We start from the raw sequence: 21,275 nt of genomic DNA, 5'->3' as shown, positions 1-21,275 counted from the left end.
TATGGAGTGGTAAAGTGTTGATGTAGGTAACCCTACACTTGGCTGCTTTACCTCAATCTAATGCTGAATAACTGAACGGCCTGCTTGATTCCGCTCAAAATAGATAATTCGTTTGATCGTTCGTCGAACTGCAAAACTACTGGAAAATCACTCGGAATGGGGCGTTCCCCGATAATTCGACCGTTTAGGTCATACAACGTGGTAAACCCTCCCGATTGCACACTGATGAGTTCGATACCTGCACCAAGCCGATGGTAACGCACGTTGTTACGCTCAGATTGCAAAGCACGAACGTCGAACATCCGCTGGCCCTGTTGGTTCAGGATGGTTACTTCGGTATCGGCCGCCCGAATAAGCAGCCAGTTCGTTTGTTCTTCATCGGGAAATAGCCGGAACGAGCCACGCCGAACCGGGCGGTATAGCTGAGTCCGTTTGGCAATAAGCCCGTTGGTGTTGATCGAAAACAACTGGCCTTCATCGGCAATGGTCTGAATCAACGTTTGACCCGTAGGAATCAGGGCTGGACCTACAAATCGGATTTCTGACTCGTCTTCATTTTTTCGTTCGATACGGGCCGGGAAATGAGGGAATTCACTACCATTTTCACGCCAGTAGTTCAGCGTGCCGTCGGCCTGAATACCCAGCACATTCATGCCCGACGAAGTGGCCATGACTTGAAAAGGTAACTGCAACTGTCCTTTTCGTGGGGCTGTCATAATCCGGATGAATGCCTTACGCTGCCGATCAAGGGCATAAATATGGCCATCCTGGTGAGCCGCCAGCGCTACCAGATTGCGTTGCTGGCTTCCCCGTGGACGAGCCAGGTAAGACGGATCGAGACCCTGAGGTAGCGGAATCGCCTGCAACGTAACTTCATTACGGGTACGGATCGGATCGGCTACGTAGAGCGTTCGATCGGTCATGAACAGGTATTGGAGTCGTCCATTGTTCAGGAAATCGACTGCCAGCGCGTTACTGCGGATAGGGCCGTCGGTGCGGCTCTGAACAATTTTTTCTCCCTTCGGCGTTACCAGTACAAACTCACCGGCCTCATTTTGTGCGTAGAACTGAGCCGAACTATCACTCAAATTTCCCGCTACGATGGGAGCAGCAATGAGTGGGGCTTCAAATTCAACCTTCTTTCGCAGCAGCAACTTATTAAGAACCGCTCGACTGGCCCGTCGGGTCGTACGTCCCAAAATAACAGTCGATTGAATGTTTTCGTTGCCGTAACTGGCCTGGTAGGCCATGTTTTCCAGATTAGACAGCGTTGTACTGCCTGTAGCGGGGTCGACCTGATCCAGCAGATTTTGCCAGGCTAACGGCCAGGTTGGAGGCACGGTCGTTTGTGCCCGATTTAACCGAACCAGGGCAGTGAAATTGGCGGGACGAAGCGTTGTGTTGAGTAGCTCAGCCTGACGTGTATCCGCTGTCCAGACAGTTCCACGCTGTACCTGCTGGAGATAGTCCTGCATCGCTTCTTCATTATTTGCCACAATTACCGCATTGTTATGCAAAGTGACCCAGCTCTGTGAAAAGCCTGCAAAAAGGCTACTAAATAAGGACGCTGGCAGTTCTGGAACAGGTAACTGTAAAAGTTTATGACCAAGATAGTCTTTAGGAGAGGCTGGTGATTTAGCACCTGCCTGAAAAGCGGCCAGTTGATATAAGTTAGCCAGTTTTTTGCCGTCTTTACCTGTTAGAATAAGTACCTGTCGGAGGGCGCCCGTTGGCGATTCCAGACGGGCTAGCAGTAGGTCGCTACCCAACGATTTGTAGAGTGTTTGGGCTGCTGGTTTAATTTGGTCGAACCGATCGCGCAGAAAATCGCTGGACGCTGATCCAAGTAAACGGCTAAGTGAACTACCAAAATGCTCGGCATCACTGATAGCTATGTGATAGAGGGTAGCTGTCGTTTGTGGAATCAGGTTTGCGTGTTGAATTCGCTGGGGTGTCTGGTCGGCAAATAAGTCGGCCACGTCACGTCGATTGCCAATCTGGTCAACTGCGTAGCCGATCAGGTGTGAACGCGAAGCCGATTGACGAAACTGTAAGTTGAGTTCCTCGGGCAGAAACAAACGAACCAGTGAGCCTGCATTGCTGAATAACGCCTGAAGTACTTCTGGCCGAACCGATACACCAGCCAGGTGGTCGGCATCGACCCGAAAGTCCGGTTCAGCCTGAGAGAACTTGAGGGACTGGTGCATTCGTTTCGCCACATTCTCAATTAGAATCCCCGATACACTGCCTACCAGGAAACCGTCCGTCAGAATAAATGAGCCAATCGGTTCATTCATGCGGGAAACTAAATCCAGGATTTTCTCCCCCGAAAATGTGTGACTGAGTACCCTGTACTGGCGAGGGTCAGGGGTGGTAAGTCGGTGTAGAAATGACTCATCTTTATCCGTAATTGGAATATAAAAGATGAAATCGAGTGTTGTTTTTGAGAGGGAATGAAGCGAGTAGCGTACCTGCCGACCAGATATGAATTTAATAACCGTGGCGGAGTCGGCAGTAGCGTAAAGAAAGCGATCAAGTCGCCGACGGGCTTCGTCAAAAACAGGTATCTGCCGGAGCGACATCTCTGTCCGAAGGACACGGGCTGAAATCGTATCCTGCAGGCGGTCGCTGGTCAGAATCATCAGCGAACCCGGAGGGATCAACGAACCAACTGTACGGGATGCCGGTACGAACTGCCGATAGACCCACCAGCCTATCAGTAGCACCACTATTGCTCCGGCACCGATCCAGATGTTTCGTTTCATAAATTAAAAATAATCGATAGTCAATAGTAAGTATAAACAATGACTTACTATTGACTATCGACAGAAGATTATCGACTAAATTATCTATTTACCCCACATCGCGTTGGCGGTTTCGGGGAAAGGCAGTGTCAATTCAGGAATATTAGCCGCCACTCTATTGGCCCATTCTACACCCTGCATCAGCGAATGATCCTGATTACTTACCTCATATTTCCAGGCACCAAATCGACCTCGTGAATAAATATCGAACGATTCCAGTTTAGGCAAAACAGCTTTTAAAATACCATCCCGTTCTACCGATGGGGTGGGGTAACCATAATCGAAGGCCATATGGAACGTAGAAATCACATCGTCGGCCGATTCAATCAACTGGTCTTCAATCAGAGCCCGGATAGTGTCGTCGATCAAGGTTTCGCGATTAACGGGCTTGGCCGACGATTCACTCGTTTCGGTCATTAGTGACCAATGCTGATTAATGTCGGGAACGTTATTGGGGCTGTAGTTCGAGAACACCGTAACCCGGTAGTAAGGGCTGTTGTATTCCGGGAAATACATCCAGCACATGGTTTTGAGGCTCTCTTTAGGCTTCCCTTTCAGGCCAACTCCTACAACATTGGTTGACGAATGCTTGAGTCCCTGCGCTGTTTGTACCGTTTCGGGCTCAAGGCCTTCTACACGTTGCGTAAACAGATCGAGCGGCATGGTACTCATCAGGTAATCGTAGTGAATCTCTTCACCAGTCGACAGGATGAGTTTTTTCTCCGGCCCGATTACTTGCTCGACGGCGATATTGAGTTTAATATAGTCCCGGCCAATCAGATCCCCAACGGCTTCCCAAATACCGCCCGTACCACCCTGTTTCGGGAATTGGAACGTACTATTGGGCCCCCACGAAAAATCGTCCTGATTGAATATGATGTTTTTTGTGACCCGCTGTAGGTCAGTGATGGCTACCCGTTCGCCCACCCAAACGGCATTCATATCCTCTGGTGGATACGCCCATACTTTAAAATTGTAGGGGAACATGAACGTTTCGGCCAGACCAGGCCCGAAGGTGGCCAGAATCCATTCCCGGAAGTTAGCGGGCTTCTTATTATTAGGAAATTTGTAGTTGTGAATGATGCCTTCCAGGCACTTCCACATCGTTTCGGGCGTAAGGTACTTGATGTTGTTCTGGAATGGATAGGGGACAAATCGACCTTCAATCCAGACCCACGATTCGCGCTGGTGACTGAGCCAGCCTTCTGCACCCAATGCTTTGTGCATCAGGTCATCGAAGTACTTGTAGTGAGAGAACTGCACATGGCCTCCTACATCCCAGGTGAAGCCTTTTTCATCCACAAAACTTTTGGACAAGCCACCAATTCGCGCTTCTTTTTCGAGGACAACGAAATCAGTAATTCCTAGTTCTTTAAGGCGGTAAGCAGCTCCAAGGCCCGTAGGGCCAGAGCCTATGATAACATACTTATACTTCATGATTAAGTTGGAGCAGATATAGGATATATGATAAATTACGTTTACAGCAAAACCTCCTATATCCTATAGCACTAATTACGCCGTTACCGGCTCGGGTTTTTTGAGTTCTTTGACTTTGCTACCCAGTTCGAATCGGAACTGAGCTAATTCTTTAAAGCTCTGAATACACACTTTCAGAAGTTTCCATTTCAAAATAGAAACTGTACCCGTCAGCCGTTCTTTGTGAGTAATTGGAATATCGAAGGTATTGTAGCCGGCCTTTTTCGCCATTACGGCCAGAAAAATATTTGGCGCAAAGGGGGTTGGGTTAGGCAGTTGGGCTAACAACTTACGCAGAAATGAACCCCGGATAAGCCGAAATGGAATGTTGCTATCCTTGATGTATGTTCCGTAAATAAACGCGATACTCCAGCGAAGAATTTTCGTGATAAACAGACGAGCCGGAGCATCGAACCGTTCTTCCCGGTAGCCCAGGATAAAGGGTGATTCGTGCCGTTTAGCCCACAACTTAGCAAAATCTTCGGGTACAAACTGGTCGTCGCTGTCGGTTTGGAAAACATATTCTGAATCGAGCGCGACGGCCTGCCGATACCCATTCACTACAGCATTACCGTGCCCGCCGTTTGGCTGGTGAACAACCATCAACTTTGGATAGCGACTTTTTATTTGGTCTAGAATAGCGCCGGTCTTATCGCGCGACCCGTCATTGATAACGATCAGGCGAGTGTTTTCGGTAGGAAATTGTTCGGTCAACAGATCGGTCCACAGCTTTACAACCGTTTCGATGACTTCTTCTTCGTTGTAAGCCGGCATTACAATAGACAGCAGGAGGCTCATTCAGTGTACTTTAGGGCGTTGGCGGTACGTCTGTCGTTTGCCAACAGGTTTAAAATAAGTTGGACCAACAGACATTGCCAACCCGATAGTTCATCCCTATCAATACTGCAAATATAGAAATAGTTAGTGGCTAAACGTAGGGAGTTAGCTAACGGTTAGCTTCTGTAAAGAGCATTCGGGCGAATTAATAGGAAAATTTATCTTTTAAACCATTGATCGGCTTTTCGATCAGGTACCACGAAACCGTTGCCAGCAATACGGTTAGAAAAACGAAATAGGAGAATTGAAAAAAATAAGAACTGTTCAATACAGGAAGCAGGTCCGTAATCCGACGCCAGGAGCGGACGGTAAAATGAGTTGGTTGAGTGTGATAAACGTTGAAAACAAAGTTGTGGTACAGATATAAACCATAACTGATGCGGCCCAGGTATTGGCTAACCCGATTTTCCAGTACCCATTTCATGACGCCCCCGAATCCAAGCACGGCCCGTCCGATAAGGAAGAAACCGAAAATTGAGGCTGCCAGCCGCTCCCATACATCCGACATGATGTTATGGTAGCCACGTGGGGAGTCTACGGCTATCCATTGATTTAATAACCCCACGCCAATGAAGCCAGCCAGGCCGAGCCAGACCCAGATCGACGATTGAAAGACCTTGTTGAACAGGTCACGGCGGTATAGCCAACCGTAGGCCATAATGGCACCCAGGCCAAACGAGTCGAGACAGGTTGGCGTTGACACATACCCGATAAACCAGGGTAGATTGGCCCGATGAAGGACATACCGAAGCCCAACACTGCCAACGATCATGCAAAGGGCTGTAATGGGTACATATCGGCGGGGAATAAAGAACAGAAGCAGAGGCAGAAAAAGATAGACTTGTTCTTCAACGGCTAATGACCATAGATGGTCAACAGTGCCCATCCAAGTATGGTACAGAGCTATATAGATATTCGTAGCATACAGCGCTAACCAGGCAAATTTTTGTCGAACGGGTGGTTCATTGATCAGGGCCAGAACAAGCAGCGTCAGGTAATAGACCGGAAAAATTCGGATCGTTCGGCGGATGTAGAACGTTTTAAGATACTTACCCAGGCCGCCGTTGGGCTGATGGCTGAGTTTATCTTTACTAGATAGCAAAATACGGGTGATCAGAAAGCCGCTCAGCACAAAAAAAATCGTTACACCTAAGGCACCAAGTGCACCGACCGGCAATTCGATATGCTCCATCGTCCAGTGGTCGAACAACACCAAAGCAACAGCAATAAACCGAACCCCATCCAATTGTAGCAGGTGATTCAGAGCAGGGCGTGTAGGCTGTGTAGTGAGTGGCGCGTTTGGTTGCATAAAAAGCGTGTTCGGTTGGCGATTCTAGTTCGATGTTAATCTCATAATACCGACTAGTTACTGACGATTACCAGTTTTTTTTCAGGGTTGCCGCGGGCGGCCCGGCTGATTCAATCGTTTGGTTTGTGGGATGTAGACTGGCTCTACCGTCGGGAATTGTCAAAATAAATAACTGGTACGAACCTGCAATCATCTCTTCCGTTGGCACATTGGCTGTAAAGCCGTTTGTAAACAAGTTGGCAGGCAGAAAACGGGCCGCTTGCACGGATTGTTGATTTTGTCGAACGGGAAACAGATACGATCGTACATCGGAGCGGGCCAGCAGGTAAGGCCCTTCATCTCCGATTCCCTGTGCTGGTAGCGTACTATTTTGGATCAGGTATCCACCGGAATCTTTTTGTAGCTGGACAGGCACGGCTGCCTGAGTGGGTTGCCCAAAAATAGTCGGTAACGTAGTATCGTAAAAAGCGGGCGCTAAGTCGGTGTAGTGGCTGGACGCTGAGTCGATACTGATGGTCGCATTGTTGGCGTTATGAGTCCAGTTAAACTGGTGTGTGGTCAGCCAGTGCCGCCAGTATAAGGTATCGCTCAGATAGGTAAGATACGAACCAGCCATTAGACCAGCACTGAAAACTAGTCCCAAAACTAGTACCCAGAGCCTACCTGTCTTTCGCTGTTGCACAATAATGAAACAGTAGACCAGTGCCAGTAGAAGTAGGGAATAGATTTTATAGCGACTGGTGATCAGTAAATGCAGGCCAAAGCCTACCCGCGACCAGGCTACCGTTGCGGCTGTTCCCAAGAGAAAAGCGGTGGTACCGAAAAAGAAATAGCTGAAGGCTGGAAACTGCTTTTTTACGAACCCTTTTTCCAGTAGGTACACCCAACTACCCAGCGCAAGCACAGTGGCGATACTGCCAACAAGCAGGCATTTGGCAAAGGCGGGGCCAACAGGGAATGCCTCGGCGGCTGCCCCACTGAAGGCGAGCCAGCCTTTAATGAGGTCGAAGAAGGAGCCGCGAGCAGGGGGATTGCCTGGGGGCTTCTGGTAATTTAGAAAATAAAGGCCAATCAGTACAACAGCACTAATAGACCAGATGAGTATGGCTTTTCGATTGGGTCGTTTCTCAAGCAACTGTTGCAGCACCAGTATGGCAAAACCGACAGGCCAGACTAGCAACCCATTACCACTCGTTAGTGTAGCAGCTGTAGCCAGCACCAAAGCAGGCCATAGGCGGTTTGAAAAAGCCAGTTGATAAATCGTCCAGAACACCCAGAGGAGTACAGTAAAGTTCTGCAGGGCGGCCATGCCCCAGAACATATTCTCCCACTGCGACAGGTTGAGAAGCAGAAAAGCAACAGGAGGAAGATAGACCAGATAATCCGTTAGGCTGGGTGATACCTGAGCCTGAGCATTTTTTCCTTGCAAAACCGTCGATCGACCCAATACCAGACCAAAAATAGCGATCAAACCCAGCAGACTCAGGTTACCAACAAGCATTAGATGGCGGTAACTGAACTTACCAAATAGGTTGAAGTCCAGCCAGGTTATTATCCGATCGTAGACAATCCGGTGCTCGTTGTGTTGACGATAAAATTCGTAGAGTTTTCCGGAAAGTGAGGCTTCTTTATCGAAATTCAGCAGGAAGGCTCTCAGAACATGATCATCCCACTTGGGTATGCTGACCGCATAGGTAGACCAGACATACCAGAAGAGTACGACCGGAATCAGGATAAGCCCCGCAGCTACGAAACCGGCAACGAGTCCGTAGCCTTTCCGTTGTGTCTGTGAGGTATTGGATAAGGTTACCAAGGGATCAGGATACTAGTTTGTAAAGGACGCTAACTGCCGGGCAATGTTGACCGGATCGAGTCCCGATAATTGCTGGTGATATTTCTGATCGCCGTAGAGACCGTTCGGATACCCTTGTGCCGACAGACTAACGAAATGGCTTGGTGCAGCCCCATCGGCCAGAAGTTTAACAGATAATTGTTGCGCCAGACCACCAACCGATACATGTTCTTCTACAACGAGCATGGGTTTTCCAGCCCATTTGTGCGCTAAGTCAGCCGGTAAATCGAGGGGAAGATTCGTAGCCGTAAACACATCGAATTGATCAGTCAGCAATTTATCCTGTAAGGCTGTCAATACATTGGCGGTAACGGGTCCAAGAGCCACCACCGTTCCAATGGGAGACTGGCTCCGAACCACATGCCTGAATGAGCCATAGGTCTGAGCACCATCGGGCGTATTGGGCCCTGCCCCCAGGCGCAGATACGTAGGACGACCTTCGGCCACGATCTGATCCAGCATTGGCGACACTTCATCGGCAAACGCCGGTATGTACGTATTCACGTTTTGCAGACTACTCAGGCAGGCCAGATCTTCGATGGCGTGGTGCGTACTGCCCATAATGCCATAGCCATACCCACCCCCGTTGCCAACCAGAAACACGGGCATCCGGTGCAGACAAATATCGTTTCGAAACTGCTCCAGACATCGATAGACCACGAAAGGGGCAATGCTGTAGCAAAACACCTTATAGCCTTTATAGGCCATACCGGCTGCTACGCCAACCATGTTCTGTTCGGCTACACCTGCATTGATGAAACGGGGCCCCAGCACATCGGCTACGTTTTCAAGGGCACTATAGCCTAAATCGCCAGTGATGAATATGATCTTATCGTCTTCCCGAGCAATTCGTTCGACGGCGGCTGAAAATTCTTTTCTCATGAACGTTTACGGGCAGCCAGACTGAACTGCGTTGAAAAATGCTTCACAATTGGCGCTCAGTATTTACCTGGATTTATTTCGTACAGAATGGCAATGACAACTAAAGAATCTATCGTTTCCGTTCTGTAATTAAAGCCGAAATTTTATCCGGAGTGTTATAAATACGATCACCTTTACGGACCAGAGTGCGGATAAATTTCGGACGTTTTTTGGTCTCTTCAAAAATCTTGCTGATGTACTCGCCCAGAAACGAAATGCCCAGCAAATTAATCCCCCCAAAAAACATCACCAATACAATAACGGTCGATAAGCCATATGGCGTATTGGGGTCGAAATTAAGTAGCCGCGATAGTATCTGCCAGACAATACCCAGCATCGAAAGTCCCGTCAGCACAAAGCCTGCGTAGGTCATCCACTCCAGCGGAGCAAAGCTGAATGAGAAAATGGCTTTCTTCGCCCACCAGATATTCTTCGTCCAGTTGTTGGTCGAGACACCAAACATGCGTTCCGGGCGAACGTAATCGACGCCCGTCTGTTTGAAGCCCACCCAGGCGCGTAAGCCACGCAGGAACTGTTCGGTTTCGGGCAGATTGACCAGTTCTCGTACTACCTTCCGGTCGATCATCGAAAAATCACCGGCATCGACCGGGATATTGATATAGGCCGTTCGTTTAAAGAGCCGGTAAAACTGCTTGTAGAAAAAGTGGACGTGAGCAGGCATTTCGCGCTGAATCCGAACGCCATAAGTGACGTCGAACCCCTGCTGCCATTTCTCATAAAACTTAGGAATGATTTCTGGAGGGTCCTGTAAATCACCATCCATCAGCACAACAGCGTCGCCGGATGAGATTTCCATTCCACTCAAAAACGCCGATTGTGAGCCAAAGTTGCGCGAGTGTTTTATGGCAATCACGTTCGGGTCTTTGGCGCAGATGTCGGCCAGAACCTCATCGGTATTATCGGGCGAGTTGTCGTTAACGAAAATGATTTCGTAGCGCACCTTCATTTCATTGAAGGTTTTAACCAGCCGTTCATACATGTAAGGAATCGCCTGTGCATCCTTATAGCACGCAATGATGGGCGAAATAACCGGATTGAGCGTTGGCGTCTGGAAAGCTGGTATAACGCGACTTTCGTACTGATGATTTACCTGCCATTCGGCGGTTTGCCGCAGGCCGTCGGTAAGCTGGGTAGTGGCTTTCCAGCCCAGATCAGCTTCAGCCGCCGATGGATCGCCATACCAATCGGCCAAATCCCAGTTCCGATTGTTCATACTGCCCCACACCGGCTCCTGGGTTAGCCCAAACGTTTGCCGGGCTACATCGACCAGTTCGCGCATGGTGGTTTTTTTTCCGGTGGCGATGTTGTAAGAACGGCCCCGAATGGCCGGATTTACGCGCAAAGCTGCCTGGACAAACGCATCCACGCAATCATCAATATACACAAAGTCACGACTAATATCGGGCGATACCAGCGGAGGTAACTGCCCTTTCCGGTTTTCTTCTACCAACCGGGGAATAAGCCGATCGGGCTCTTCCCAGCCACCGTAGATGGAATAAAGCCGCAGGTTTAGTGTGTTGAGCTGAGCAATACGGGCGTAGTATTCGAGCGTATACGCGGCCGATACTTTCGAAACCGCATAGTGGCTGTTGGGTTCAACCCGGTCGGTTTCTTTAGGAGCGGTGCAGTTGAAACCATATTCCGAACTGCTGCCCGCATGGATATACACCATGTCGGGTGTGCAGTTTTCCAGAATATTGACAGTCCCCAGTACGTTCGTTTCGTAGGTCAGGCCAACATTTTTCTGTTTACTGTAAGCACCATAGGCCGCGAGGTTGAAAACCGTTTTTGGCTTTATTCGACCAAACACATCCTGTACCGACGTATTAGAGAGAATATCGCAGTGAACGATGTTTTCGGCAGGGACATCCAGAAGTTTCAGCCGCCAGGCTTTGGTGGCATCGTGGGTCAGCGCGTACACATCCTTGCGGACGCGGAAGAGTTGCTCAAACAGGTTGGCGCCAATGAAGCCACTAGCTCCAAAAACGACAATCGGTCCATTGAGCTGCTTTATGCTGGTAGGTAACAAATCGGGGACAGACGAATTCATTTAGGCCGCAATATTACGGCAAAAGATGGATTTGCCTAGGCCCATATACAGTTTTATAGGAAATGGTAATGAGCGAACGGTCAAACCTGAGCTACCTGAGAGGCTAGGTAACGCTCATGAACATCCGATTTTGCTTGTTCGTATTGAGCCTCCGACATAGGCAGGTAATGCCATTCAAGCCGATTTTCCATGTACGAAACTCCTTTCCCTTTTACCGTTTGGGCGATAACCAGTTTCGGCTTTCCATTCGGCGTAGCCGTGAGCTGGTCGATGGCGGCCGTTACCTCGTTGATTGAATGCCCATCGACCACGACTGTCTCAAAACCGATGGCATTCCAGGTTCGTACATCGGCCGTATCGCCCATCACATCAGCTGTATAGCCAAAGCCCTGCAAGCCATTTTTATCGACCAGTACGATGAGGTTATCCAACTGATGCTGAATGGCAAAGTGAGCGGCCTCCCAGGTTGTTCCTTCGTTGGTTTCGCCATCTGACATTAGTACAAACACGCGGGAATCGTCGCCGAGTAGTTTGCCTGCCTGGGCAACCCCCGTACCAATGGGCAAACCATGCCCTAGCGAACCCGTTGCAAAGGGGATTCCTTTATGCTGATTTGGGGCCGGGTGAGCAGGGAGAGTAGTCCCATTGTGATAATAGGTAGCCAGCACGTCGTCCGAAATTTCACCCAGGTGATTGAGGCAGGTATATAGGGCGGCTGCGGCATGACCCTTCGACAGAAGAAATGTATCCTGTTCGCGTTTTCGCAATACGAGTGTAGCAATCATCAGATCGATGCAACTCAGCGAGCAACCGATATGACCGGCGTGTGCCTGATTGTATAAGCTCAATATTTTGAGACGAAGCTGGCCCTGAAGCGTTTGCAAATCGGTTGATTCAGTTGTTGACGTCATGATTGATGAAATAAATGAATAATGTGGAATGAATCGGCAGCTAACGGTTGGCAACTCGTCGTTTATCCTTCATGTCACTTCCCCCATTTTTCATTGGTTCATTTTACATTATTCATTAAATAGAGTCCTAATCGCCGTAGCGGTATTTGTTGCCCTGAAAGTCAAAAATAGTAATTTTTTTGTCGGAACCCCCTTTCACCAGTACAATTCGGTCGCGTTCGTTCGGATCAACACGCTGGATATACTGAGCATCTTTGGGCAGATACAGGTTGACCAGTTGAGCATCGTAGAGTGAAACGGGTGAGAAGGTAATATCGTTTTTCTTAGAGCGAATAACCCGCTGCTTATTAGGGTAAAGAATGGTATCGCCTGGTGCGTAAAGTCGTTTCAACTGTTGGGCAGATGACCAGTAAGGGTTAGCAATACGTGGCTCACCAAACAGGGTGTATTTAGCGGCCGTATCCTCATAAATACCTACCAGGAGTTGGCCAATAAATCCAGCCTGAATCAGCAAAACAAGAGTTATGGGGACACTGAACCACCAGCGCGTATGTACCAATTGGAGGAATCCAAAGGCAACCAGAATACAGACATAGGGAAACGAAAACCCGGAATACCGTTGTGTGATGCCATACGTATGTCCCGACCGCCACGCCATAAACAACAAGAAGAACGTAGGAATCAGGGCCAGCATAAGCAATAGGAAAACCAAACGTTTCTGTTGAGTGTCAGTCTGATAAATGACGTACCGCCCGATCAAATAGATAAACGGAACGGCAATAGACAGTACCAGTAGGCGAATCGGCAGGACCGTATAAAAAGGTAAACCCGCCAGCAGCAGCAATGGAACGGCTACATAAACCCAGATCGGAGGCTTAGGTACCAGAAAATACCGATGCATGACCAGCGTAGCTACAGTACCCAGCCCCAAAGCCAGCAGTGAGTTACGAATACCGCCCAATACAGCCGACAAACCATTGGTGATGATGAACAGATCAGAAAAAACCGGAACGGCCCGTGTCAGAATATTAGGGATTGTTGCGGGTAGAATGATGCCGAATCCATTATGGAGTGGATTGGTAAGAGCCAGGTTGCGGTAAAAGTTTTTCTGTTCCTCGAGAATATAAAAGGTGTATGTACCTCCGCCATACCGAAACCATAACGACACCAATCCCAGTCCAACCAGAGCTGTCACAGCAAACTGCACCCAGGCCCGTCCGTTCCGAAGATAGAGTAACGCATAAAGGCCGTGGCACAAAAATACGGTGATGGTCAGATAATGCGAGAGGAGCGCCGTTACAAACGTTAGGCCATAGGCCAGATACAGCCAAACGACCGGACGCTTTCTGGACCGGGCGAATCGGCCAGGAGCCTGTTGGGTGCGTTCCAGAATGAGCAGAAAAAGATGGGTAGCCAGCAATGTCAGAAAAAACGACATTGAATAATTGCGGGCAATGTGGCTATACGAGACAAAAAACGGCTCAATGGTTGCAATGGCGGCACTGGTTAGGGCAAGCGTATCAACAGTATTCGACCTGAGGGAGCCGGACGCTCCTGGGCGTGAGGCATCTTCTGGTCGGAAGTGCCGTCGAACAAAAACAAATAACAGCCAGACAATCAGTGTGCTGAAGATCACCGACGGCATACGGAGTGCCGTGTCGCTCAGGCCAAAAATGCTGAGCCAAACCATTAAAAAACCGTAGTAGGAGGGGCTGTTACCAATATCTCCCCGGATGTTTGCCTCTACAAAATCGGAATAGGTTTTCGGCTTCCAGAATTCGGCTGGTGTAAAGTATGGTTTACTAAATACATCTTTCTGGTTAGCCCCTTCGAGGCATACCCCCTGACTGATGAGTAGGGTTGATTTTTCGTCGAAATAAATGCCATAGGTACCAACTCGATACAGGCGAAGACATAAGGCTAGCACCAGTAAGGCACCTAGCAAAATCAGGTAATTGCGGGGTAATTGAGCAGACATTTGGGCAAAACTACGAGAAATTGCGGGTTCTCACAGTTTAAGAATGGTGAATTCTACCCGCCGGTTTTGTTTACGCTTCTCTTCGGTTTCGTTGCTGGCGATGGGTTTGCTGGGGCCCCAAGCTTTGGTTTGAATCCGATTTTCCGCTATCCCCTTACTCGTCAGATACTCTTTAACGACCCGAACTCGGTCTTCGGAAAGCTTCATATTAGGCTCCCAATCACCCTGATTATCTGTATGTCCTTCAATCAGAAGCTCCATGGCCGGATATTTTTCCATCATAGCCACTACCTGGTCCAGTTCGGCATCGGCACCCGGCAACAGGACAAACTGACTTTGCTGAAAAAGCACATCGCGCATGACGATTTTCTGTCCGGCCTCGATTTTGACCAGATAAAGATTGCGTCGTATGTCTCGGAAGCGTTTGTCCTTACTCAGGTCAAGCATTTCACTGGCTGTAAAATAGCCGTCTTTTTTCGCTTTCAGATTATAAACTTTCTGCGTAGGCAGAATCATCTTGTACTCACCCGTCTCGGGATTATAATCGACTTTAGCAACCTCTTTGTTTTCACCAAGAAGACCGGATGCTACTTCGGAGGCAACGGGTTTTTTACTTTGCGCATCCAGTACCTGCCCCGATATAATGGCGACCGGATCGGGTTTAATAGCTGGGTACAGTTTTAGCCGAAAAATATCGTCTTCGCCCAACGAATTTTCTGTTGAACACATATAAGCATAATCTCCCGAAGCAGGAATGGTAAAATAGCCATCCCATTTAGGGGTATTAATAGCTGGGCCAAGGTTTTCGGGTTCACTCCAGTTTGTCCAGGAATCATCTAAGCGATGTGAAAGAAAAATGTCTGCATTTCCGTAGCCAGCATAGCCTCTTGTTGTGAAGTAAAGCGTTTTGCCATCTGCTGCTAGAAAAGGAGAGAATTCTGTATCGGCTGTATTAACCGTTTTACCTAGCGATAATGGTTCCGACCAGGTTTGATCGGTCTGTTGAAAAATTACATATAAATCACGATCTCCAATGGTATCTTTTCGGCGAATCGACAGAATTCCGACTTTTTCATCGGAACTGATAAAGTACTCAGCATATGGAAATTTCTTACTTTCAGGAATATCCGTCCGATAATAATCATTCGGCAGGTTATAATAGTTTTTGATTTTACATTCGGTGGGGAACGACCATCCTTTGGGGGTTTTCATCGTGCGTGATAAACCAGGGCTCATACTACCAGAAGGATGATAAACATTGACTAGATAAAGCGTTTTACCATTGATGGCACTACTACAGATCGCATTTTGATCGTTATTATTGATTGGGGAACCTATATCTTCAGCCTTGTTCCATATCCCATTTGGACCTAATGTTGAATACCAGACATTTTGGTCTGCGAGTTCGTTTTTAGCCTTGAGAGTGGCATGGGTGAAGTAGAGAGTTCTCCCATCGGGTGATATGACGGGCGCTGTTTCCTGTTCCTTTGTATTGATATTCGGGCCTAGGTTTTCCCGGACAATCTCTTTAGGTATGTCTTTCGCTAGATTGATGCTGACCGAAACAGGGATAGTGCTTTCGGTAATGCCAATTGCATCGATCTGATTAGGGCCTTTTAAGGTCAATCCGTTTATAATGACCTTAATCTGAGTGCAGAGGTAGGCCGAATCTTTGGGGAAGATGCGAAGAAAAGGATCAGGGCGAGCCTGTATAGTCTCAATTTGATATATAGTATGTTGAGTCCCTTTTTCGTCTATTATAATTACTTTGACAACGGCACCCGGATTGACATTTTCGGCTATAATAATCTGCCGGGCCGCCATAGGCTTTTCAAAACCTACCTGAATCCACTCGTCGGCAGTGCCATCAGCATAATAGGGTGACCATGCACAGGGACTTTCACCCATTTCGAGAATCTTGCTTGGTCGACCAAGCGCTTGGGAAGCTTTGTATTGCTCTCCATATGGTTCTCCTTTTTTTTCTGATGATACACCTACTACCCGACTGGCCCATTGCACAGATACCGATTGGGGTGTGGTTCGTTGTTGAGAAACGGTCGCCTGTCCGTTGACTATTGTGATAGCCGCAACAACCCATATACCCGACAAGATGCTCCAACCTTGCATAACTAACTACGTGAACGAAGAGTATAAACGCCCAAATTAATAATTTACGGCATATCACGCACGAATTATGGATGAGCGGTTTAAAGTCTATACAGTATAACCAGGCTTCAGAAAGTTGCCTGTTAAATCTATCTAATTGGTCAGTACCCGATATTCCCAGGGCTTTAGCGTCACCAGAATCTCCGGCTTTAGCTCAACAGGCTGATGGCTGAATACTTCAGTGTACATTCCTGTGTACCCGTCTCCCATAAGACGAGCTGTTTGGGGTTGGTCACTTAAATTCACTACAACCACAATTCGGTCATTGTCGCGCTGACGATGGAAGGCATACACCTTATCGTCATGATCCGTTTCAATTTTGACGACTTTGCCACCTGCTAGCCCATTCCACAAGGCCCGGTTTCGGTGCTTCAGTGTGAGCAGGGTTTTATAAAAGTCACTTTTTTCGTAATTGCCCCAGGGAATGGTATCTTTTTCGGTAAAAGCCAGCCGCTTGTTCAGATTTGACTCCATCCCATTGTATACCAGAGGCATACCTTCGAGTGTACTGCTCAAGACAATAAGCGCATCGGCACCAGGGCCAAACGACTCGGTCAGAGTGCCATTTTTGGTGTTCTCGTCATGATTTTGTGTGAAAATCATCTGGTAGTACCAGGCTGGGAACTTCTTCTGATTGGCTTCACGAACCGAATCAATTTTAGTAGCCCGACTTTCACCTTTGGCTATCGACCGCATGATATTGTGCAGGCTCCAGCTATAGTTCATATTAAAGCCGCTTTTAAACTGATTGGGGTCATCTTCCCATTCCGAAAGCATAAAAACGGTTTTGATTTTGTCGAGTTTGGGGCGGAGTTCGGCCCAGAAATCGTTCGGTACCAGCCCAGCAACGTTACAGCGGTACCCATCAATATCTGCTTCTTTCACCCAGTATTGCATGGCTTCCATCATGGCCTGCCGCATATCTGGGTTATCGTAGTTCAGACCTACTATGTCCGTCAGGCTGCTGGGTTTGCCCGTTGCTGGGTCAACAGGAGCTGTCATTTTGCCCTTGGCAGTCATGTACCAATCGGGGTGCTGACTGACCCATACATGGTCTCGGCCCGTATGGCTGGCTACCCAGTCCAGAATTACACGGAGTCCAAAGGCATGGGCCCGGTTCACCAGCGATTTAAAGTCAGCCATGGTGCCATAAGCCGGGTTTACGGTTTTGTAATCAGAAATCACATAGGGACTGCCAAGCGTACCCTGCTTGCCTTCCTGACTGATCGGGAAAATCGGCATAAGCCAGATAATATCGACTCCCATTTCTTTCAGCCGGGGCAATTGGGCTTCTATGGCTTTGAAGTTCCCCTGGGCCGAAAATTGGCGCGTATTGACTTCGTAGATCGTTGCGTTTTTGGCCCACTCAGGCGAAGGAGGAGCACCGATGGATGTTGTATCGGAAGGGTTATTTTCGGTTTGGTTCTGGTTCGATTTGCGACAGGCCGTTGTTAAAATCAGCGAGCTGAGCAGAGTGGCCAGGTATATTTTCTTCATGGACGAATGCCTACAGAGTCAATTAAATTAAGCGTTACGGTTTTTGGGGATTGTGGATTAGGCCATCATTGGTAAACTACTAGCTTTTAGCTGACGAATCGCTTCGATCGGGTCTGCTGATCGGAATACGGAATTGCCTGCTACCAGTATATCGGCACCAGCCTTCACCAGCGCCCGAGCGTTGTGTTCGCCTACTCCGCCATCGATCTCGATCAGGGCTGTTGAGCCATTGGCGGTCAGTAATTGTTTTAACTTCGCTACTTTCTGAAGCGTATGGGGAATGAAAGTCTGGCCGCCAAAACCGGGATTGACCGACATGATAAGCACAACGTCGATCTGTTCCAGTACATCTTCCAGACCGCTGACGGGGGTGTGTGGGTTCAGCGCGACGCCAGCCCGACAGCCAAGCTCCCGAATGCGAGTCAGGGTACGATGGAGGTGCGTACAGGCTTCGTAATGAACATGGATGACGGATGCGCCCCCTTCGGCAAATGCTTCGAGGTAGCGTTCGGGCTGGGTGATCATGAGGTGAATATCCAGAGGTTTCTGACAGTATTTACGGGCAACCTCCAGCAGTGGAAAACCAAATGAAATATTGGGCACAAACAAACCATCCATGACATCGAAATGTAAGTAATCGGCTTCGCTACGGTTAACCAGCTCCAGTTCTTTTTGCAGGTTTGCAAAGTCAGCAGCTAGTAGCGAAGGGGCAATCGAAGGCGAATTCATGGTTGTTTGTGCGTTCTGAACAATCAATTCGTTGAAAAAGAAATGCTTAAGCAAAGGTCTGTGCCATTACTCAATTTTTTTATCCTGTAAAACTAAGTTTTTTTGCTTGAACGAGGAAACAAACCCAATATTGCCAGCCAGTCGTCAGCCTTTAGTTGTCGGTCAAGAGTTGTTGATACAAAAGGAATACCTATGAATCAGCTACTATGGCTTACTGATTATGGATTGACCGCAAAAGCCTATTGACTTTATTTTTTATGAATCCCCAGGAACGAATTGCTGAATTGACCGATCGGTTAAACTACTATAATCACCAATATTATCAGAATAGCATTTCGGAGATCGATGATTTTACGTTCGATCAGCTACTGGCCGAGCTAACCGAACTGGAAAAACAGTATCCGGAATTGCGTCGGTCTGATTCGCCAACCGTTCGGGTGGGCGGCACGATCAGTAAAGAATTTGCAACGGTCTATCACCGATTCCCCATGTTGTCGCTGGGTAATACCTATTCAGAAGACGACCTGATCGAATTTGATAAACGGGTACAGAAAGGGCTGAACGGACAGCCGTATGAATATATCTGTGAACTGAAATTTGATGGAGTGGCCCTTAGCCTGACTTACGAAAATGGGGTGTTAGTACAGGGAGCTACGCGTGGCGATGGGGTCCGGGGCGACGACATTACCAATAACATTCGCACGATTCGGACGGTGCCGTTACGAGTTGGTGGAACGGTAGAGAGCAGAGGGCAACGGGTGGAGAATGAACGTGAAGGGCAGTTGTCTCTTGAATTCGATAGCAATGATGCTCCTAAGCCCCATGCCCCCATGCCTCCAGCGCTTTTCGAAGTGCGGGGAGAAGGGTTTCTGCCGCTGGCCGAATTCGAGCGTATTAATAAAGAACGTGAAGATATTGGAGAGCCCCTGCTCGCTAATCCGCGCAATGCCGCTTCGGGAACTTTCAAACAACAGGATTCAAGCGCTGTCGCCCGACGTCGTCTCGACTGCTATATCTATTCGTTTCTCTCAGAGCCCGACGTATTTCAAACTCACGAAGAAAGCCTGATTGCCCTGAAGCAGTGGGGATTTAATGTGTCGCAAACCTGGCGGAAGTGCACCGATATCCGGGCGGTGATGGCGTACATCAACGAGTGGGACGAAAAACGATTCACGTTGCCGCTCGGCACCGATGGCATAGTTATTAAGATCAATCGCTATGATCAGCAGCGCGAGCTGGGGTATACAGCCAAAAGCCCTCGATGGGCCATTGCCTTTAAATACAAAGCACTGGCTGCCAGTACAGTTCTGAAAGGGATTCGGTATCAGGTGGGCCGAACGGGGGCCGTTACACCCGTCGCCTTGCTTAACCCCGTTTTGTTGGCGGGAACAACAGTGAAACGGGCCTCTTTGCACAATGCAAACGAAATTGAGCGGCTGGGCGTCATGCTGAACGATACCGTGTTTGTCGAAAAGGGCGGAGAAATTATTCCAAAAATAACGGGAGTTGATCTGAACCGACGTACCGACCAGAGTGTGCCGATCGTTTATCCGACGACCTGCCCAGCCTGTGGAACGCCGTTGATTCGGAAAGAAGGCGAAGCGAATCATTATTGCCCGAACGAGCGAGGCTGCCCTCCCCAACGCCAGACCCGATTCGAGCATTTTATCCAGCGTCGGGCTATGAATATCGAAAGTCTGGGCGAAGGAAAAATCGAGCTGCTCATTGAACGGGGTTTAGTGGAAACGCCCGCTGATTTGTATGATCTGACAGCCGATCAATTGCTAGGTCTCCAGAAGACCTTTGTCGACCGTGATGGTGGGTTGGAGGATACGGGTAAGCAACGCATCGTGAGTTTTCGCGAAAAGACCGTTGAGAATATCCTGACCGCCATCGAGCGATCGAAAGCACAGCCATTTGCCAATGTATTGTTTGCACTGGGTATTCGGTATGTTGGGATTACGACAGCAGAAAAGCTGGTTGATTATTTTGGATCGATGGATGCTATTATGAACGCTTCACTGGAAACGTTACTGGCTGTGCCGGACACGGGACCCCGTATTGCGGAGAGCATAGTGGCCTGGTTTGCCGATGAGGAAAACCGCACGTTTGTTGAACGGTTGCGGGCGGCTGGATTACAGTTTGTGGGTGAGAAAAAAATAGTAGAGCCGGAAGGGGATACACTAGCTGGTAAAACGTTCCTGTATACGGGCACATTTACCAACTTTAGTCGTGAAGAACTCGAATCCCGCATTGCCGCTAATGGGGGTAAACTTTTGAGTGGCGTTTCGAAAAAACTCAACTACCTGATTGTTGGCGAAAATGCTGGGCCGTCCAAAGTCGAAAAGGCGCAGAAGCTAAACGTTTCCATGATAAGCGAAGACGAGTTCCTGGCGATGCTGGACGTGTAGAGTCGATTGAATGGGTGGGTTGAAAATTTGTGGTATTGCTTTATTGTGGAAACGTATCTGTGAACCTGATTTTGACTTTTTGAAACGGCTTATTTGGATTACTGTTGAGTTGATACATTGACCAATGGATGGACTACGTACATACGTTTAAACAGTTTCTTGATGCAAGCTTGTAGAAAGAGAGCTTTTTGAGAAATATATAGGCGGAATCTCAAGGTTTTCTGAATTGAGAATAAGGAGAACCCGTGATTACTTTTTACATGTAATTGACAAAAAAGCTACAGAAATAAAAGGTTAAACAGATTCAATATGA

The 21,275-nt window shown here is 48.3% G+C and carries 13 protein-coding genes; 1 reads left to right on the top strand and 12 read right to left on the bottom strand.

All coding sequences use genetic code 11. The features are described from left to right. Positions 1 to 47: 47 nt before the first annotated feature. The 12 genes from BGO59_RS22465 to rpe form a co-directional block, all read right to left on the bottom strand. A complete protein-coding gene (locus BGO59_RS22465; RefSeq protein ID WP_293686936.1) occupies positions 48 to 2,765 on the bottom strand; it encodes a hypothetical protein in 2,718 nt (905 codons plus the stop codon). 84 nt (positions 2,766 to 2,849) lie between these two features. Beyond that, complete coding sequence (locus tag BGO59_RS22460; protein ID WP_293686934.1) at positions 2,850 to 4,241, bottom strand: FAD-dependent oxidoreductase; 1,392 nt, start codon at positions 4,239 to 4,241, stop codon at positions 2,850 to 2,852. A gap of 75 nt (positions 4,242 to 4,316) precedes the next feature. Further along, a complete protein-coding gene (locus tag BGO59_RS22455; RefSeq protein ID WP_293686932.1) occupies positions 4,317 to 5,078 on the bottom strand; it encodes a glycosyltransferase family 2 protein in 762 nt (253 codons plus the stop codon). A 184-nt stretch (positions 5,079 to 5,262) separates the two neighbouring features. After that, on the bottom strand, positions 5,263 to 6,426 hold the full coding sequence (locus BGO59_RS22450; RefSeq protein WP_293686930.1) for an acyltransferase: 1,164 nt from the start codon (positions 6,424 to 6,426) through the stop codon (positions 5,263 to 5,265). Positions 6,427 to 6,493: 67 nt separating this feature from the next. Continuing rightward, complete coding sequence (locus tag BGO59_RS22445) at positions 6,494 to 8,239, bottom strand: hypothetical protein (protein WP_293686928.1); 1,746 nt, start codon at positions 8,237 to 8,239, stop codon at positions 6,494 to 6,496. A 12-nt stretch (positions 8,240 to 8,251) separates the two neighbouring features. Continuing rightward, positions 8,252 to 9,160 (bottom strand): transketolase, encoded by a 909-nt coding sequence (locus tag BGO59_RS22440; protein WP_293686926.1) that lies wholly within the window; start codon positions 9,158 to 9,160, stop codon positions 8,252 to 8,254. A 109-nt stretch (positions 9,161 to 9,269) separates the two neighbouring features. Further along, positions 9,270 to 11,270 (bottom strand): NAD-dependent epimerase/dehydratase family protein, encoded by a 2,001-nt coding sequence (locus BGO59_RS22435; protein WP_293686924.1) that lies wholly within the window; start codon positions 11,268 to 11,270, stop codon positions 9,270 to 9,272. 80 nt (positions 11,271 to 11,350) lie between these two features. After that, positions 11,351 to 12,181, bottom strand: a complete 831-nt coding sequence (locus tag BGO59_RS22430) for a transketolase (RefSeq protein WP_293686922.1) — start codon at positions 12,179 to 12,181, stop codon at positions 11,351 to 11,353. A gap of 127 nt (positions 12,182 to 12,308) precedes the next feature. Beyond that, positions 12,309 to 14,159, bottom strand: coding sequence for a hypothetical protein (locus tag BGO59_RS22425; RefSeq protein ID WP_293686921.1), 1,851 nt, complete (start codon positions 14,157 to 14,159; stop codon positions 12,309 to 12,311). 30 nt (positions 14,160 to 14,189) lie between these two features. Continuing rightward, entirely contained in the window at positions 14,190 to 16,286 is a 2,097-nt protein-coding gene (locus BGO59_RS22420; RefSeq protein ID WP_293686919.1) for an OmpA family protein, read from the bottom strand. 132 nt (positions 16,287 to 16,418) lie between these two features. Continuing rightward, complete coding sequence (locus tag BGO59_RS22415) at positions 16,419 to 17,822, bottom strand: alpha-amylase family glycosyl hydrolase (protein ID WP_293686917.1); 1,404 nt, start codon at positions 17,820 to 17,822, stop codon at positions 16,419 to 16,421. A 57-nt stretch (positions 17,823 to 17,879) separates the two neighbouring features. Beyond that, the gene (gene rpe / locus BGO59_RS22410) at positions 17,880 to 18,551 is read right to left on the bottom strand and encodes a ribulose-phosphate 3-epimerase (protein WP_293686915.1); all 672 of its coding nucleotides are present in this window, start codon (positions 18,549 to 18,551) and stop codon (positions 17,880 to 17,882) included. Positions 18,552 to 18,808: 257 nt separating this feature from the next. Between rpe and ligA the strand changes: the two genes are divergently transcribed. After that, positions 18,809 to 20,962 (top strand): NAD-dependent DNA ligase LigA, encoded by a 2,154-nt coding sequence (gene ligA / locus BGO59_RS22405; RefSeq protein WP_293686913.1) that lies wholly within the window; start codon positions 18,809 to 18,811, stop codon positions 20,960 to 20,962. Positions 20,963 to 21,275 lie beyond the last annotated feature (313 nt).

The organism is Spirosoma sp. 48-14 (assembly GCF_001898575.1).
Taxonomy (GTDB): domain Bacteria; phylum Bacteroidota; class Bacteroidia; order Cytophagales; family Spirosomataceae; genus Spirosoma.
The sequence above is the reverse complement of the archived record's forward strand: the minus strand, read 5'-3'. Positions and strand labels throughout refer to the sequence as shown.

What these genes read in the sequence shown, in the direction of transcription:
- BGO59_RS22425 (WP_293686921.1), bottom strand. Translation starts at nt 14,159, where the DNA reads ATGTCTGCTCAATTACCCCGCAATTACCTGATTTTGCTAGGTGCCTTA.
- BGO59_RS22430 (WP_293686922.1), bottom strand. Translation starts at nt 12,181, where the DNA reads ATGACGTCAACAACTGAATCAACCGATTTGCAAACGCTTCAGGGCCAG.
- BGO59_RS22420 (WP_293686919.1), bottom strand. Translation starts at nt 16,286, where the DNA reads ATGCAAGGTTGGAGCATCTTGTCGGGTATATGGGTTGTTGCGGCTATC.
- BGO59_RS22460 (WP_293686934.1), bottom strand. Translation starts at nt 4,241, where the DNA reads ATGAAGTATAAGTATGTTATCATAGGCTCTGGCCCTACGGGCCTTGGA.
- BGO59_RS22435 (WP_293686924.1), bottom strand. Translation starts at nt 11,270, where the DNA reads ATGAATTCGTCTGTCCCCGATTTGTTACCTACCAGCATAAAGCAGCTC.
- BGO59_RS22450 (WP_293686930.1), bottom strand. Translation starts at nt 6,426, where the DNA reads ATGCAACCAAACGCGCCACTCACTACACAGCCTACACGCCCTGCTCTG.
- BGO59_RS22440 (WP_293686926.1), bottom strand. Translation starts at nt 9,160, where the DNA reads ATGAGAAAAGAATTTTCAGCCGCCGTCGAACGAATTGCTCGGGAAGAC.
- rpe (WP_293686915.1), bottom strand. Translation starts at nt 18,551, where the DNA reads ATGAATTCGCCTTCGATTGCCCCTTCGCTACTAGCTGCTGACTTTGCA.
- ligA (WP_293686913.1), top strand. Translation starts at nt 18,809, where the DNA reads ATGAATCCCCAGGAACGAATTGCTGAATTGACCGATCGGTTAAACTAC.
- BGO59_RS22415 (WP_293686917.1), bottom strand. Translation starts at nt 17,822, where the DNA reads ATGAAGAAAATATACCTGGCCACTCTGCTCAGCTCGCTGATTTTAACA.
- BGO59_RS22465 (WP_293686936.1), bottom strand. Translation starts at nt 2,765, where the DNA reads ATGAAACGAAACATCTGGATCGGTGCCGGAGCAATAGTGGTGCTACTG.
- BGO59_RS22455 (WP_293686932.1), bottom strand. Translation starts at nt 5,078, where the DNA reads ATGAGCCTCCTGCTGTCTATTGTAATGCCGGCTTACAACGAAGAAGAA.